We start from the raw sequence: 16,160 nt of genomic DNA, 5'->3' as shown, positions 1-16,160 counted from the left end.
ATCCATATGTTATTTCGACTAAAATGAAAGAGTTTTAGTAAAATGTTTTGAGATTTCTCGGCAAGCTCGAAAAGACATTGTCATTCAGAGTGAAACGAAGAATCTCAGTCTTTCCATTCTAAAATAAATAAATTCGTATCTGTAATTAATTATTTCAGAACAACGCTAATCGCGCCATTCTGCAATAAACAAATTTGTATCACGTCCACCACCATTATTTCTATTTGAAGAAAACGCTAAGTATTTTCCGTCGTTTGAAAATACAGGAAATGCATCAAATGTTTCGCCATGTGTCACACGCTCTAAATTCTTTCCGTCAAGATCAATTAAATACAAATTAAAAGGAAATCCACGTTCGGCTTCAAAGTTTGAAGAGAATAACACTTTGTTACCTGAAGGATGAAAAAACGGACTCCAATTTGCGTTACCTAAATCGGTTAGCTGACGCAAGTCACTTCCATCTGCGTTACAAATGTACAATTCCATTTCAGTTGGCTCTACTAAGCCTTCAGCAAGTAAATCTTTGTATTCTTTTATCTCTTGTTCTGTTTTAGGTCTAGAGGAACGGAAAATTAGTTTTGTTCCGTCAGGAGAAAAGAAAGCACCTCCATCGTAACCCAATTCGTTTGTTATTTGTTTGACACCACTACCATCAATATTCATAGTGTACAACTCTAAATCACCACTCCTTGTAGAGGTGAATACAATTCTATCACCTTTAGGTGATACGGTTGGCTCTGCATCATAACCAACTTCGTTTGTTAATTGCTTCACAATATTTCCTTCTAAATCTGCCACAAAAATATCATAGCTATCATAGATTGGCCAGATGTATTTTCCATTTTTTCGCAATGGTGTTTCAGGACATTCATTTTGTTTTAAATGCGTAGAGGCATAAATAATATGCTTGTTATCTGGAAGAAAATAAGCACAAGTCGTACGTCCTTTTCCAGTACTTAACATTGGAGGCGCAATACTATCCGTAAATGTTTCATTTGCATTCATTAAAAACATTTGATCGCAACCTACATTCCACCCTTTATTGTTAGACTGAAACACTAATTGCTTATCATCAAAGCTCCAATAAGCTTCAGCATTGTCACCACCAAAAGTGACTTGGCGAATAGATTTAAAATGTTTTTCACCTGGATAAATTAAAGTGTCTTTTGAAGTTTCGACGATTTCGATTTCAGCGTCTTCTGTTTTAGAATTTGTTTTAGTGTCGTTTTTGCAACCTAAAAAAGCGAATATCAAAATGACAAAGTATGCGTATTTCATCTGTTTAAAATTTTATAGTTTTCTGAAAATGAATAAACTGAAAATTCCTTCACATTCAGGAATTCACTTTAAAAATTTCATCATTTTCTAATAAGAATATTAATAATGAAATTATTTTAAGTTCATTTCATTTGTTTATTAACTAAATTTGCACAAAATTAAGACTTCATAAGATGAAAAACATATTATTTATCCTTTTTTTGATTGTATTAGTTGGATGTAAGACTGAAACGAAAGTTGAATTAGTAACAATTAAAGATGATGTCGTTTTCTTGGCAGATGATAAACTTGAAGGTAGGCAAACAGGTACTGAAGGTGAAAAAGCTGCCGCTGATTATATTGCATCACGTTTTGAAAACCTTGGACTTGAAGCTAAAGGTGCACAAGGGTTTTTTCAAACATTTTCTTTCAAACCTAAAACAGATCCACACCAAGAAGTCAATTACACAGTTAAAAATGGAGACAGTACTATCACAGGAACAAACGTGATTGGTTTTTTAGATAATAAAGCAGAAAACACAATCATCATTGGGGCTCATTATGATCATTTAGGTTATGGCGCAGAAGGTTCTTTATTTAGAGGCGAATCTCAAGAAATTCATAATGGCGCAGATGATAATGCCAGTGGCGTTGCAGTATTATTGAGCTTAGCCATGAAATTGAAAGAAAAAAACACGGGAAACAATTATTTGTTTATGGCATTTTCTGGAGAAGAAATGGGATTACTTGGGTCTAATTATTTCACAAAAAATGCGACAATAGATTTAACGAAAGCCAATTACATGTTGAACATGGATATGGTTGGTCGTTTAAAACAAGACAGTACCTTAGCGGTTTATGGCGTCGGAACTTCTCCAATTTTAAAGCAAGTCGTAAAAGCAAATAATTCAAAGTTTAAAATCATTGAAAATGAATCTGGTGTTGGCCCAAGTGATCATACATCCTTTTATAATAGTGATATTCCTGTGCTACATTTTTTTACAGGACAACATGAAGATTACCATAAACCTGGAGATGACACCGAGAAGTTGAATTATGAAGGCATGGAAACCATTTCAACTTATATTTTTGATATCATTTCCGATCTGGATGATAATGGAAAATTACCATTCAGAAAAACGAAAAACGAAAGTGAAGATGTTCCACGATTTAAAGTTGGTTTAGGTGTAATTCCTGATTATTTATACGATGGTAAAGGCATGCGAATTGATGGTATTAGTGAAGATAAGCCAGCCCAAAAAGCAGGACTTGAAAAAGGTGACATTGTTATTAAATTGGGCGACAGTTTAGTGTCAGATATGATGAGTTACATGAGAGCTCTGTCTACTTTTGACAATGGTGACAAGACAAAGGTTACTGTAAAACGAGGCGAAGACGAAGTAGAAGCAGAGATAGAATTTTAGACTCAATTTTCATTGAAAACAAAGACAGATTTCATTCAAAAAATTCATCTGATTATTTCAGTGATTATTGTTGTTCCTGTTGCTTTTGTTTACGCGTTTTATCCAGATTTCCAATTTGATTTATTTCCAAAAACAAATGATGAACATAATTTTTACAAAGCCATAATGGGGCTGTATTTGGGTTTTTCTACACTTTGGGTTTTAGGTGTTTTTAAATCGAATTACTTAAAAGTAGCAATTATTACTAATATCATTTTCATGTTGGGCTTAGGTTTTGGAAGAATCTTAAGTTTCTTATTAGATGGAGCGCCGACATCTGGTTATATCTTCGGAATGTTTGCTGAACTATTTCTAGGATGTTATGGAGTTTGGGTGTACAGTAGATTTAAAAACCAGCCATAAGTGCTCCACAGATTCCTAAGCTAATAATGACATAAACCACAGCGATTATAAATAATACTTTTGCAGCTTTTTTGTGTTTCTTAAAAGCAAATGCGCCAATGATGGCAAGTAGAATCGCTGGACCAAACATTACTAGTAAAATTAAGAGTATTAATCCATCAAAATTCATGTTTGGACTTAGTAGCATCATAATATTTCGTTTCTAAGTTCTTCTAATCGTTCTTTTTTATCATCGCGATAAAATAAGTTCATGGTTTCAAAAGGAATAATTTTATTGTCCTTATCAACAATATGAACACACGATTTTTTTATTGCTCTTACATCAAAGTTATAAGCATCAATGAATTGCATTATAATAATACGGAATAAATTATCATATCCCAATTCTGGAGCATCAATATTTGGCAAGCAACACATGATTGACTTTAAATTTTCTTCAGCCTTTTCGACGGAATTTCCTGTACTAAACAGTTCAATCATCTTTCCGTGCAACTGCTCATCTTGCTCATAAATAATGGTGTTCTTACTATTATCTAGTAAATCATTCGGATTGATATATCGTGTCAACGGAAATATTTCTCCATCTAATTTTAAAGCATAACCCATAACCAAAGCATCAGGATTACAAGGCACAGGTAACAAGTCGTCTGAATTAAAAATATCGGTTTGTTCCATGATTTTTCTGCGGACTTCTGTAATGGTCATACGATCTGTTTCTGGATTAAAATTTTCAAGTCGACCAGCAATTTGCGTTGGCTGAAACGTCACACCTCTAACACATTTTTGTTGCAAAGCATAGTCTATAATTTTTCCTATTTCACCATCATTCAATCCTTTTTGAAGCGTCACTACCAAGGTTGTAGATAAGTTTAATGTGTTCAAATGATCTAAAGCTTGTTTACGAATGTCATTCAAATCAGCACCACGTAATTCTTGTAAAACTGTATTTTCAAAGGAATCGAACTGAAGATAAATTTCAAAATCTGGAGCGTAAGTTTTTAAACGCTCTGCGAAAGCAAAGTCCTTAGCAATCTTGATTCCATTAGTGTTTAACATTAAATGCCGAATCGGTAAAGATTTAGCATAGTCTAAGATGTCCCAAAACTCAGGATGAATGGTTGGTTCTCCACCTGAAATTTGAACCACATCTGGTTCTTTTTCATTCTTGACAATCGTATCTAACATGGCTTTAACCTCTTCGAGACTGCGATGCCTTCCGTAGGTAGGAGAAGAGCCAGCATAACATGTCGGACATGTTAAGTTACAGCGATCTGTAACCTCAACAACAGTTAAACAAGAATGTTGCTCATGATCAGGACACAAACCACAATCATACGGACAACCATAATGTGTTTTGGTGTTAAATGTATAAGGTGTTTCACTTGGTTTATTATAGTTTCTAATGTTTTTATAATATTCAATGTCATCAGCAATTAAGACTTTACTACTACCATGATCTTTACAGCGTTTTAGCATATATACATTATCATTTTCAAAAACAATTTTTGCATCTACACGTCTTAAACATTCTGGACAAAGGCTTAAGGTGAAATCGTAATACGTATATTTTCTAACTGGCATATTTTAATTTCTGAATGATGAATTTGGAATAATACAACCAACAAATTACACATAATAGTTGGATTGTACTTAACCCAAAAACATAAAAGATGTTTGGTTTTAGGAACTCTATAAAGAAGCGAAACCCGAAGTAACTTATCATGAATAATTTGAAGAGTTCCCCATTTTTAAAAATCTTATTATTCTGAATGTATTTTAACAGAAAGAATAGAATTATTAAAAAAAGCAACTCGTAAAATGATGTAGGATGTCGAAGCAATCCATCTCCTAAATCTATTCCTAAAAAAGAAGACGTTTCTTTTCCATAAGTGAATTCTTTAACACCGGAAAGAAAACAACCAATGCGACCAATAAAAATGCCGAGTATGATTGGAAACACAAATAAATCTCCAGAAGACGACGTTTCACCAATCATTTTTTTCGCTAATTCGACACCTAAAAGTCCGCCAAACAATCCGCCCATAATGGTTTTAATGTTCAATAACTGAATGATATTTTCATTAGAAAAATCTACCATTGGGTTTTCAAGAATCCCAATTAATCTTGAACCAATTAAAGCTCCAAGAGTAGCGCCTAAAATAATCGATAGTCGGTTATTTGAGGAGATATGATCTTTTGTTTTGCGCCTTAAGATTATATAATATCTAAATGCAATAAAGAATGCAGCATACTCTAATATTAAATGAATATTAAGAGTAATACCAAAAAGTTCTGGTTCAAAAGGAATGTTCAATTATAGATTACATTTAGTTAAACGATGTTGAAGATACACAATTACCCAAAAAACTGTAATTTTGTGCCAAATAAAACAGGTTTGGTTAAAATAGGAGACATAGAATTATCAGATTTTCCACTGCTTTTAGCTCCAATGGAAGACGTAAGTGATCCGCCGTTTCGCGCTTTGTGCAAAGAGCAAGGAGCAGATGTTGTGTATACAGAATTTGTTTCTAGTGAAGGTTTGATTCGTAACGCGGCTAAAAGTGTTATGAAGCTTGATATTTATGAAAAAGAACGTCCTGTTGGCATTCAAATTTTTGGTGCTAATATGGACAGCATGTTACAAACCATAGATATTGTTGAGCGATCTAAGCCAGATATTATTGATATTAATTTTGGTTGCCCAGTAAAAAAAGTGGTGAGTAAAGGCGCAGGAGCTGGAATCCTGAAAGATGTTTGTTTGATGGAAAAGCTAACGGCTGAAATGGTGAAACGCACGAACTTACCAGTAACTGTTAAAACCCGTTTGGGTTGGGATCATGACTCTATTAAAATTGTTGAGGTTGCTGAGAGACTTCAAGATGTAGGTATAAAATCAATTGCAATACACGGAAGAACACGTGCTCAAATGTATAAAGGAGATGCTGAGTGGAAACCAATCGCTGCAGTGAAAAATAATCGGAGAATGCATATACCTGTCTTTGGAAATGGTGATGTAAACACGCCTGAACGTGCAGCAGAAATGCGAGACAAATATGGATTAGATGGCTGTATGATTGGTCGTGCTTCTATTGGTAATCCATGGTTTTTTAAGCAAGTAAAACACTTTTTTAATACAGGTGAACATTTAGCGCCTATTTCATTAGAAGAACGCGTTGAAGCTGCTAGACGTCATTTACAAATGTCAATAGATTGGAAAGGCGAAAAGCTAGGTGTTTTTGAAACTAGGCGACATTATACTAACTACTTTAAAGGTATCCCAAATTTCAAAGAATATCGAATGAAAATGGTAACGAGTGATGATTCAAAAGATGTCTTTGCCGCTTTTGATGAGGTGTTAGATAGGTTTTCTGGACATCAATTTACACTTTAATCACATTGCAAGAAGGATAGAGCAATGTGTTTGAGCTCTCCCGAAGAAATTCGGGAAGCGAGTTGCGAAAGCCTGTTTGCGCGAGCAACTTGCCCAAGTAATTCTAATTTGATTTCACCAAGTTTTTAGTGATGCGTTGAGACGCTAATTTAGCGGCTATAAGTCCGAGAACAGTGATTGTGACAAGTACTATTATAAAGTTTATGGCTTGAATTACCACAGGATATGGCTCTGAAGGGATAATCATTACTAACGAAAATTGCTGTTGTAAAAACACAATAATAAATCCTAAAGTGAGCCCGATAATTCCACCAAGAATGGTCATTAAACTTCCCTGAAGAAAGAAAATCTGTCTGATTTCTTTTGTAGTAGCGCCTAAGTTAAACAAGGTATGTAACGATTCTTTCTTGTCTAATATCATCATAATTAAGGCGCCAATTACATTAAATAAAGCGATAATGATAACTAAAGTGAATATGAGATACACAGCCACGTTTTCGGTATTTAGCATCTTATAAAGCGCATCATTAAGTTGTGTTTTGTTTTTAATTTGTATGCTATTTCCTAAGATATTTTGAAGACTCTGCTTTACGTCATTTTCGTCTGCATTTGGTTTTAGCTTAAATTCTAAAGCAGATAATTGGTTATTGTTGTAATTTAAGAGTTGTTTTACAATCTCTATATCTGCATAAATGTATTCGTAGTTTAATGTTTCGTTGATATTAAACACACCAATATTAGATACTTTTATGGTATTGAATGCACTTTTAACAGAGGTTATTTGTCCTTTACCAGGTTTAGGAACAGAGATGGTTAGACTTTTTGTAATGTCTAAAACACCAAAAGACAATGCGTTTGATACACCTCCACCTGAAACAATTTGGGAAGTTCCATCCTCAAGCCAACGACCATAAATAATCAATGAATCGATAGATGTTACTTTTTTGTAATTAGCATCAACACCTTTTAGAGTAATAATTTGTTGTTTTTGATCAAATTGAACAATAGCGCGTTCTTCTATAACTTTTGAGTAAGACGCTATGCCATCTATGGTATTAAATGCCTCTAATTGTTCTTTACTTAATAGAAATGTTTTCCCTTGAACAGGAAGCACTTTTAGGTCTGGATCAACGAAAGAAGAAAATTTAAGACTAAAATCTTTCAATCCGGCAAAGCCAGAAAGTACAATAAATAAAGCTGCAGATGCAATTATGGTTCCTGAAGCGGCAATAATGGTCATTATATTTATAGCATTATTACTGCTTTTTGAAAACAAGTAACGTTTAGCGATGTATAATGAGACATTCATTTCTATACGAGAAAATTCATAATTAAGATTTTTTTCGTCTTCCTAAAAGGTCTTCATCTTTTATTGGATCATTTTCGCCTTTGAGAGATTTTTCTATTCCATCAATGTATTCAAGAGAGTCATCAATAAAAAACTCAAGATTAGGCATGCGTCGTAATTGGTTTTTGGTACGCTGTGCCATTTCATGACGAATTAAAGGTGTGTTTGAACGAATACCTTCAATAAGCTCTTTACCTTTATTATTAGGAAAAACACTAAGGTATACTTTAGCTACAGATAAATCTGTAGTAACATTTACTTTGCTTACAGATATGATTACACCTCGTAATCCTCCATCTGTAGCTGCTTTTTGTAATATATCAGCAAGGTCTTTTTGTAAAAGCCCTCCAATTTTTTTTTGTCTTTGAGTTAATTCCTCCATAGTTACTATTATACGTAGTCCTCTGCAAAAGTAGAGGATATTTAAGTATTATCTTATTTTTGATAGCAAAATTCATACCTTAGAATTAGAATTCGGTACAAAAGAAAACTTAAATACTTAAAATGAAAAAAATTGAGCATATAGGAATTGCAGTAAAAGACATTGAAAATTCTAATGATTTATTTGGAAAGCTATTTGATAAAAAACACTATAAGACAGAACGTGTTGAAAGCGAAGGTGTTTTGACGTCTTTTTTTAAAGTAGGTCCAAATAAAATCGAATTGTTACAAGCCACAGATGATAATAGTCCAATTGCAAAGTTTATAGAAAAAAAAGGAGAGGGAATTCATCATATCGCCTTTGCGGTTAAAGATATTCTTGCAGAAATAGAACGTTTAAAAGGAGAGGGTTTTAAAATGATTCATGAAAAACCCAAGAAAGGCGCAGACAATAAGTTGATTGCTTTTTTACATCCTAAAGCTACAAATGGCGTCCTCATTGAATTGTGTCAAGATATTAAGGAATAAATTTCTTGCAGTCTTTGAAAATATGTAGTAATATTGCAGCCTTATTGGTCCCATAGCTCAGTTGGTTAGAGCACCTGACTCATAATCAGGTGGTCCTTGGTTCGAGCCCAAGTGGGACCACTTAATAAGATAGAAGCCTTACAGAGATGTGAGGCTTTTTTATTTCTAAACTTAAATCTCTACGAATTCTAAACCATCTTCTACGAATTCTAGAGGCACCACAAATTCACTTTAAAGTCAGTATATATTTGAATCAAACAAGTATAAACCCATAAAACAAATCATTATGAAAACTTTAAAGAACAACCAAGAACAAAAAACATTATCTACATCAAAAAGAATAGTACAAAGCCTGTTAATTGCTGCAGTATTATTAATTGCATCAGATGTATTTTCACAAACTAAAGAAGTAGAATTTGAAGTCTATACAAATTCAGCAACTAAAGCCTCAAAATATTTACTAGGAGATGATGTTGCGTTAAGAGATTGTGCTTCTGTGCATTGCGAACAGCTAACCACAATCAATATTGGAACCAATGTAAGATTGTTAGCAAAAAGCAGTACACCACAAACAATTAACGGTGTAACAAGTAGATGGTATAAAATAAAAATGGGTCCACAAGTTGGATGGATTTTCGGCGGAATGATTTCTCAAAAGACCATGATAAGCCAAACAAATCCAGAAATAAAATTTGTATTTGGTGAAGCAGGATTTGATTTTAAAGGCAACAAGCAATTTCAAGTCAGAGCAATTAAAAATGGAAAACAAATTGATAAACTTGTATTTAAGTCTGAACGATTAAATCATGAAGAGATTTCGTTAATGAACCAAAAAGAGAGCAAATTTAATAGAGATGTGATTACACTAGGTGATGCCATTGATAACTCATCTTACATAGTTTTTAAAAATAATGAACTTCAAAAAACAAACACTTTGGTTGCTGATACAAGTTCGAAACCAATATACTCAGGCCTATCCTATGTTTTATGCAACGAAGAAGATAATTAATTAATGTTGTAGTTGATGTTTTTAGCGCTACGTATCTTTATTGAGCGTAGCGCTTTTTTATTCATATTAAAAATGTATATACTTCAAGACGTTAAAATGCGTTCAAAATTGTAAGTTGCACATAGATACTAATACTATATTGAAAGACTTTTTATCATATCATCTCATAATTTGTTGTTTACTGTTTAGTAGTAATTTGTTGTCTCAAAACAAACAGCTCAGAGCATATACCTTAGAAGACGGCTTACCACAATCTCAAGTATATGCAATGACATTAGATACTAAAGGCTATTTATGGTTAGGGACTCAAGGTGGTGGTTTGGCACGTTTTGATGGAAATGATTTTAAGGTATTCAATAAAACAAATGGATTAGCATCTAATTACATACAAGCCATAAAAGCTTCTAACGAAAAACTATATTTAGGGACTAAAAAAGGGGTTTCAATTAAAATAAAAGATGATTTTTATAACATAGATATTCCCCAAGTCAATGAGATATTAAAATTTAATCAAACGATTTATTTATTAACGAATGCTGGACTTTATAAGCTGAAGGACGAAGTTTCTGTCGAAAAAATACAATTCCAAACAAAAATAGATAGTAGCAAGATCAATGATTTGGTTTATGATGGAACACATTTTTGGTTGGCCACAAATAACGGACTTTGGAAATTAAGTTCACTTGACGCAAAAGCAGAAACACCACAACAGCTTGATTATAGCGAATACATTGGCTTAACAATTTTAGGATCTAAGATTTTCGCTGCAACCTTCAACAATGGTGTTTTAGTAATTAAAAATCAAAATTTCGAAGACGCTGATTTAATTAGAGAACCTTTAAGAATAAATAATATTTCTATTCAAAACAGCAATCAACTTTGGGTGGCAACAGATAATGAAGGCGTTTCTGTTATTGATACAGATAACCACGAATTATTGTTTAAAATTAAAAGCACTAACGGACTTTCAACTTCAGATGTGAGGGATGTTCTCTCAGATCAGCAAGGCAATATTTGGATAGGAACTTCAGGTGGTGGACTCTATAAATATTTTCAGAATAACTTTAAGCATTATAATACCGAAACAGGTTTGAATGGAAACCGTATTTATGCTGTTCATCATACCAAAAATGAATTATGGTTTTCAAATGCTGAAGCTGGTTTAATGCGAATTGATCCGTTAGGAATTCAAGATGTAGAATTGCCAGAAACGTTTTCAAACGTTAAAATAAAAACGATTACAAGTGATGAAAACGGAAATATTTGGGCAGGATCTGATGGAAAAGGTCTGCTATTTAAAGGCAAAGTCATATCTGATTCTATAGTTATTGATACTTTAAAAAACCTAAAACGTAAGATTCCTGTAGAGCGAATAATTACTAAAACATTTAGTACTAACAACGGTTTTCCCTTTGATTGGATTAGATCGTTACACGCTGAAAATGATACTGTATGGGCAGCAACTTATTCTAGTGGAATTGTAAAATTTAACTACAACCTAATTGAAGATAAATTGATTATTTATAAAACATATTCTAGACTTAATGGTATAGAAGATATCTTTATAAAAGATATGGTAAAGGATAACCAAAACCGTATCTGGTATGTCACTAAAAATGGCCATTTAGGGTATTTGAAAGGAGATCAAATCACACATTTAGGATTGGTATTAGACCAACACATCTCTATAAATTCAGTATTAATTCAAAACAACACTATTTTTTTAGGAACTGCTGGTAATGGTGTTTGGTGGTCTAAAGATAAAAATCACTCTGTGTTTAAAAAACTAAAAGGCACAAAAGCTTTGACTTCTGAGAATGTCTATCAGCTTATTTTTGACAACCAAGGCTATCTTTGGGTTGGTTCTGAAAAAGGGGTCGATAAAGTAGAATTAACCAAAGATATAGATATGAACGATGTCTTTTTCTTTGGAAGAAACGATGGTTTTTTAGGCATTGAAACATGCTTAAATGCAGTTGATAAAGATCCTAATGGACATTTGTGGTTTGGTGCTATAAATGGTTTAACAGAGTATCAACCAACAGATTTAAACACTAACTTAAAAAAACCAAAACTCTTTTTTGAAGACGTAAAAGTAGCATACAAAAGTATAGACACAATTAATTTATCGGTTTGGAGTAATTCCAACAAAGTGTTGAAGTTAAATCCAACTCAAAGACAAGTTAGCTTCGCTTTTAAAAGCGTTGATGTAGATCACCCAAACGGAATTGAATATCGCTATAAGTTAAACGAAAGTGATTGGAGCCCATGGACAACTAACAGTTCTCAAGATTTTTCAGAACTCAATTATGGTTCTCACCAATTTGTTGCGCAATCTAGAAACTACAGATGGGTAAATAGTGAGCCTTTGAAATTTTCATTTTATATTGAAAAACCGTTATTAAAAAAAGTTTGGTTTCAATGGTTATTAATAGGAATTGTTACTTTAATCGTTTTATTAATAATTGTTCAATATATAAAACGATTGAAACATAAAAGCATCATAGAAAAAGAACGCTTACAGCTAGAAAACCATTTGCTTACTCTAGAACAAAAAGCTTTGCGTTTGCAAATGAATCCACATTTTATTTTTAATGTCCTTAATGGAATCAAAGCAATGGCTCCAAAAAAGCCAGAGAAAATGAATGATACTGTAAATAGTTTCGCAATACTTTTGAGAGAAACATTAGTAAACTCCAGAAAAGATAAAATAAGTTTAGACCAAGAAATTAAAACCATAAAACATTATATAGAAGTTGAACGTTTAATGGCTGAAGAACCTTTTGAATATGTCATAACGTTAAATACAGATTTAGACACCGAAGAAATACTTATTCCGCCAATGCTAATTCAACCATTTATTGAAAATGCAATTAGACATGGTATTCTAAAAGGCCCAAGAAAAGGAAAGCTTAAAATTCAGTTTGATACAACTGAAGACACATTGAAAGTGACCATTGAAGATAATGGAATTGGGATTTACAAATCTCAACAACAAAAACCCAAAACAGATCATCAATCTATGGCGTTAAAAGTGACGCGAGAACGTTTAGAGTCCATATCAGGAAAAGGCGCTTTAGAAGTTAGAGAAATTAAACAAAAAGACGGAACCATTGAAGGCACAACAATTATTTTTATTATTCCTCTTGAAACAGATTATTAAGTATGTTAACAGCAATTATAGTAGAAGATTTAAAAGATGCAATGGAGCTTTTAAAAAGCGACATTGAAAGACAACATCCCGAAATAAAAATTTTAGATACAGCAAAAAGCGTTGTTGATGCAGCGAAAACGCTTCGCAACAATGAACCAGATATTTTGTTTTTGGATATTATGCTGGGAGATGGTACTGGATTTGATATCCTTGAGATTTTTCCAAACCTAAAATCGAAAATTATATTTGTTACAGCCAGTGATGAGTATGCAATTAAAGCATTTAAGTTTGCAGCAATAGATTACGTTTTAAAACCCTATACGGCCGAAGAACTATCTAAAGCAATTGAAAGAGCCAAACAACACATACAACCTAGTAAAGAACGACTAGACATACTAAAACAGACTTTAAATTCCCCTGAAAAAAAACCAGATAAAATATCGCTTCACACACTTGATAAAATTATTATTGTCAATTTAGATGATATTATTCGTTGTGAATCAGATAGCAATAACACCATGTTTCATCTTAAAAATGATAAAAAAGTATTTGTGACTAAAACTTTAAAATATTTTGCAGATTTATTAAAACCCTACGGATTTCTTAGAGTTCACCAAAGTCACTTGGTTAATTTGCAATACATAAGCGCATTTATTAAAACTGATGGAGGTTATTTAATGCTTAAAAACGGGAAAAGCGTTCCGGTATCAGTGAGAAAAAAATCAGAAGTTATTGAAGTGCTAGACCAAATGCATAAATAGAAAGGATTTTCTTACTTTAATAAATGACTAAATCAAATTTTAAAAAACCAAATAACGAATAATATCTTATATTTATCGACTGTAAAACCTAATAAAACAAGCTATTAATACTAAAAACATGTTGAATTACTTTTAATTTTGTCAAAAAACCATATATTTGACATTAAGAAAATTTTAACGGTTTTAAGAAACAAAATTACATTTTATCGGTGTTTTCTGTTTTTTAGAGAGGAGTTTGCAAATTTTATTTTGTCAACACAGTTTTTTTTATACTTTTACCGCCTAATGAAAATACAAAACAGGAAATATATTGCCTCAATCTTATTTGTATTAATAAGTTTTGTGTCTAATGGCCAGACTGATGGGACTCCACCACCACCTGTACCACCACCACCACCAGGTTTACCTATTGATGATTTTTTACCTGTCTTATTCGTGATTGCAATTATTTATGGTGTAGTAAAGCGATTTAAATTTTCAAGACGCTAAGAAGCATTACTAATATTGTATAGTCTTTTTATATACTTTCCAACAACATCAAACTCCAAGTTTACGATAGTTCCTTTTGAAAATCTATTAAAATTTGTGTGTTCGTAAGTGTAAGGTATTATTGCAACACTAAATTCATTTGTTCTAGAATTCACAACGGTCAAACTCACACCATTTACAGTAATCGATCCTTTTTCAATTGTAATATTGTTTAATGATGTATCGTATTCAAATGTAAATACCCAACTACCATTAATATCTTCAACAGATTTACAAATAGCTGTTTGATCAACATGCCCCTGAACAATATGTCCATCAAGTCGATCTCCTAATTTCATTGCACGTTCAATATTTACACGCTCTCCAATTTTTAAATTACCAAGGTTTGTTTTATCTAAAGTTTCTTTAATTGCAGTTACAGTATAGGTGTTGTCTTTAAGATCAACAACAGTTAAGCAGATACCATTATGAGAAACACTTTGATCGATTTTTAATTCATTAGTAATTTCAGAACGCATGGTTAAATGAAGGTTTTCTTGCTCGTGCTCTAATTTAATAACTGTCCCTAAATCTTCAATAATACCTGTAAACATAATCTCAATTAAATGGTTAAATTTGTATTTACAAAAATACGCACAAAAGATAGTATTTAATTAAAACGTCATATAAAATTTAGTTAAGATAATTTGCTAAATTAAGTGAACATATATATGAAAAAAGAAAGTAAAATAAAAGTAGGAATTTCAATAGGAGACCTGAACGGTATAGGTTCAGAAATCATTATAAAAACCTTTGAAGACAATAGAATTCTAGAGTTTTGTACTCCAGTTATTTTTGCTTCAATAAAAACGATGTCTTTTTTCAAAAAACATTTTAAAAGCGGCATTAATTTTCACGGAATTAATCATACAGACCAAATCGTTGATGGAAAAGTTAATGTTCTTAATGTTTGGAAAGAAAATGTAACAATTAATTTTGGAGAAGAGAGTGTTGCTATAGGTGAGTATTCAGTTAAGTCTCTTGAAAAAGCAACAGCAGCTCTAAAAAGCGAAGCCATTGATGTGTTGGTTACGGCACCAATTCATAAACATAATATCCAATCAGATAGTTTTAAATTCCCTGGTCACACTAATTATCTTGCTGAAAAATTAGGAGGTAAAAGCTTGATGTTTATGGTTACTGAAAATCTTAAAGTAGGACTGTTAACTGATCATGTTCCAGTAAAAGATGTTCCTGACCATATTACTGCTGAACGTATTCAAGAAAAAGTAGAAACCGTGTACATGTCTTTAGTTAAAGATTTTAGAATTAATAAACCTAAAATTGCTGTATTAGGGATTAATCCTCACGCTGGAGACAATGGTGTAATTGGCAATGAAGACGAGAATGTATTAAAGCCTACCCTCGAAAAAATTAGAAACAATAAGAAACTTGTCTACGGTCCATATTCTGCCGACAGTTTTTTTGGTTCAGGAAATTACAAAAATTTTGATGCTATTATTGCAGCATACCATGATCAAGGCCTAATTCCTTTTAAAACGATTGCTTTTGGAAACGGGGTTAATTATACCGCTGGACTCAATAGAGTCCGAACGTCTCCTGATCACGGAACGGCTTTCGAAATAGCAGGAAAAGGCGAGGCAGACAACGGTTCATTTAAAGAAGCGGTGTTTACTGCAATTCAAATTTTTAAGAATAGAAACGAATTTCAAAAGATATCTGAAAACCCTTTAAAATCGAGACCAAAAAAGATATAAACATTTTTTGTTTATAACACGTCTGAATTTAATAAAAATGTATATATTTGCAGGCTCAAAATGAATGCGATGATGAAGCCTCTAAAAGACTATACCATACCTTATGTTGGTCTGAAAATTGGAAAGCACCATTTTGATTATCAGATTGATAAAACGTTCTTTGAGCATTTTGAGTATGATGATTTTAATGATGTTGATGTAAAAACAGAGTTGACTTTTGAAAAAAAATCAACCTTGTTAGAATTACATTTTCAAGTTT

General features: G+C 32.5%; 16 protein-coding genes, 1 tRNA gene and 1 pseudogene. 11 read left to right on the top strand and 7 right to left on the bottom strand.

The features are described from left to right. Window positions 1–165: 165 nt before the first annotated feature. A complete protein-coding gene (locus AB8B90_RS04280; RefSeq protein WP_405333991.1) occupies window positions 166–1,278 on the bottom strand; it encodes a TolB family protein in 1,113 nt (370 codons plus the stop codon). A 173-nt stretch (window positions 1,279–1,451) separates the two neighbouring features. Here AB8B90_RS04280 and AB8B90_RS04275 point away from each other — a divergent pair, with 173 nt between their 5' ends. Continuing rightward, window positions 1,452–2,681 carry a M28 family peptidase gene (locus AB8B90_RS04275; protein WP_405333989.1) on the top strand — a complete coding sequence of 410 codons (1,230 nt, stop codon included), beginning with the start codon at window positions 1,452–1,454 and terminating at the stop codon, window positions 2,679–2,681. Window positions 2,682–2,693: 12 nt separating this feature from the next. Continuing rightward, a complete protein-coding gene (locus AB8B90_RS04270; protein ID WP_405333987.1) occupies window positions 2,694–3,083 on the top strand; it encodes a DUF4345 domain-containing protein in 390 nt (129 codons plus the stop codon). Here AB8B90_RS04270 and AB8B90_RS04265 read toward each other — a convergent pair. The 3 genes from AB8B90_RS04265 to AB8B90_RS04255 are packed head-to-tail and all read right to left on the bottom strand — an operon-like array spanning window position 3,067 to window position 5,397. After that, a complete protein-coding gene (locus AB8B90_RS04265; protein ID WP_405333984.1) occupies window positions 3,067–3,273 on the bottom strand; it encodes a hypothetical protein in 207 nt (68 codons plus the stop codon). The two genes, AB8B90_RS04270 and AB8B90_RS04265, sit on opposite strands and share 17 nt — an antisense overlap. Then, entirely contained in the window at window positions 3,270–4,664 is a 1,395-nt protein-coding gene (locus AB8B90_RS04260; protein WP_405333982.1) for a radical SAM protein, read from the bottom strand. The genes AB8B90_RS04265 and AB8B90_RS04260 overlap by 4 nt, the downstream gene beginning before the upstream one ends. Beyond that, window positions 4,654–5,397 (bottom strand): prolipoprotein diacylglyceryl transferase, encoded by a 744-nt coding sequence (locus tag AB8B90_RS04255; protein ID WP_405333979.1) that lies wholly within the window; start codon window positions 5,395–5,397, stop codon window positions 4,654–4,656. Before AB8B90_RS04255 ends, AB8B90_RS04260 begins: the two co-directional genes overlap by 11 nt. Window positions 5,398–5,478: 81 nt before the next feature. Between AB8B90_RS04255 and dusB the strand changes: the two genes are divergently transcribed. Further along, window positions 5,479–6,474, top strand: a complete 996-nt coding sequence (gene dusB, locus AB8B90_RS04250) for a tRNA dihydrouridine synthase DusB (protein WP_405334080.1) — start codon at window positions 5,479–5,481, stop codon at window positions 6,472–6,474. 103 nt (window positions 6,475–6,577) lie between these two features. Here dusB and AB8B90_RS04245 read toward each other — a convergent pair whose 3' ends face one another. After that, window positions 6,578–7,783: an ABC transporter permease gene (locus AB8B90_RS04245; protein ID WP_405333977.1), complete on the bottom strand. Its 1,206-nt coding sequence runs from the start codon at window positions 7,781–7,783 to the stop codon at window positions 6,578–6,580. 22 nt (window positions 7,784–7,805) lie between these two features. Beyond that, window positions 7,806–8,204 carry a 30S ribosome-binding factor RbfA gene (gene rbfA / locus AB8B90_RS04240; RefSeq protein WP_405333975.1) on the bottom strand — a complete coding sequence of 133 codons (399 nt, stop codon included), beginning with the start codon at window positions 8,202–8,204 and terminating at the stop codon, window positions 7,806–7,808. A 122-nt stretch (window positions 8,205–8,326) separates the two neighbouring features. Here rbfA and mce point away from each other — a divergent pair, with 122 nt between their 5' ends. The 6 genes from mce (at window position 8,327) to AB8B90_RS04210 (ending at window position 14,144) form a co-directional block, all read left to right on the top strand. Next, complete coding sequence (gene mce, locus AB8B90_RS04235; RefSeq protein WP_405333973.1) at window positions 8,327–8,731, top strand: methylmalonyl-CoA epimerase; 405 nt, start codon at window positions 8,327–8,329, stop codon at window positions 8,729–8,731. Window positions 8,732–8,777: 46 nt separating this feature from the next. Continuing rightward, window positions 8,778–8,851: transfer RNA gene (locus AB8B90_RS04230), tRNA-Ile, on the top strand. Window positions 8,852–9,017: 166 nt separating this feature from the next. Next, entirely contained in the window at window positions 9,018–9,740 is a 723-nt protein-coding gene (locus tag AB8B90_RS04225) for a hypothetical protein (protein ID WP_405333971.1), read from the top strand. Window positions 9,741–9,939: 199 nt separating this feature from the next. Continuing rightward, window positions 9,940–12,903 (top strand): two-component regulator propeller domain-containing protein, encoded by a 2,964-nt coding sequence (locus tag AB8B90_RS04220; protein ID WP_405333970.1) that lies wholly within the window; start codon window positions 9,940–9,942, stop codon window positions 12,901–12,903. Window positions 12,904–12,905: 2 nt separating this feature from the next. Further along, entirely contained in the window at window positions 12,906–13,655 is a 750-nt protein-coding gene (locus AB8B90_RS04215; RefSeq protein ID WP_405333967.1) for a LytR/AlgR family response regulator transcription factor, read from the top strand. A 285-nt stretch (window positions 13,656–13,940) separates the two neighbouring features. Further along, complete coding sequence (locus AB8B90_RS04210) at window positions 13,941–14,144, top strand: hypothetical protein (RefSeq protein ID WP_405333964.1); 204 nt, start codon at window positions 13,941–13,943, stop codon at window positions 14,142–14,144. Here AB8B90_RS04210 and AB8B90_RS04205 read toward each other — a convergent pair. Then, window positions 14,141–14,737 (bottom strand): riboflavin synthase, encoded by a 597-nt coding sequence (locus AB8B90_RS04205; protein ID WP_405333961.1) that lies wholly within the window; start codon window positions 14,735–14,737, stop codon window positions 14,141–14,143. The genes AB8B90_RS04210 and AB8B90_RS04205 overlap by 4 nt on opposite strands. A gap of 117 nt (window positions 14,738–14,854) precedes the next feature. Here AB8B90_RS04205 and pdxA point away from each other — a divergent pair, with 117 nt between their 5' ends. Both pdxA and AB8B90_RS04195 read left to right on the top strand, forming a co-directional pair. Beyond that, window positions 14,855–15,901 carry a 4-hydroxythreonine-4-phosphate dehydrogenase PdxA gene (gene pdxA / locus AB8B90_RS04200; RefSeq protein WP_405333958.1) on the top strand — a complete coding sequence of 349 codons (1,047 nt, stop codon included), beginning with the start codon at window positions 14,855–14,857 and terminating at the stop codon, window positions 15,899–15,901. Between the two features lie 72 nt (window positions 15,902–15,973). Further along, window positions 15,974–16,160: pseudogene (locus AB8B90_RS04195) on the top strand (DUF177 domain-containing protein); the annotation flags it as partial.

Origin of the sequence: Psychroserpens sp. (assembly GCF_045105015.1) — a bacterium.
Lineage (GTDB): Bacteria > Bacteroidota > Bacteroidia > Flavobacteriales > Flavobacteriaceae > Psychroserpens.
Note: the sequence above shows the minus strand (reverse complement) of the source record. Positions and strands in the feature narration are given on the sequence as shown.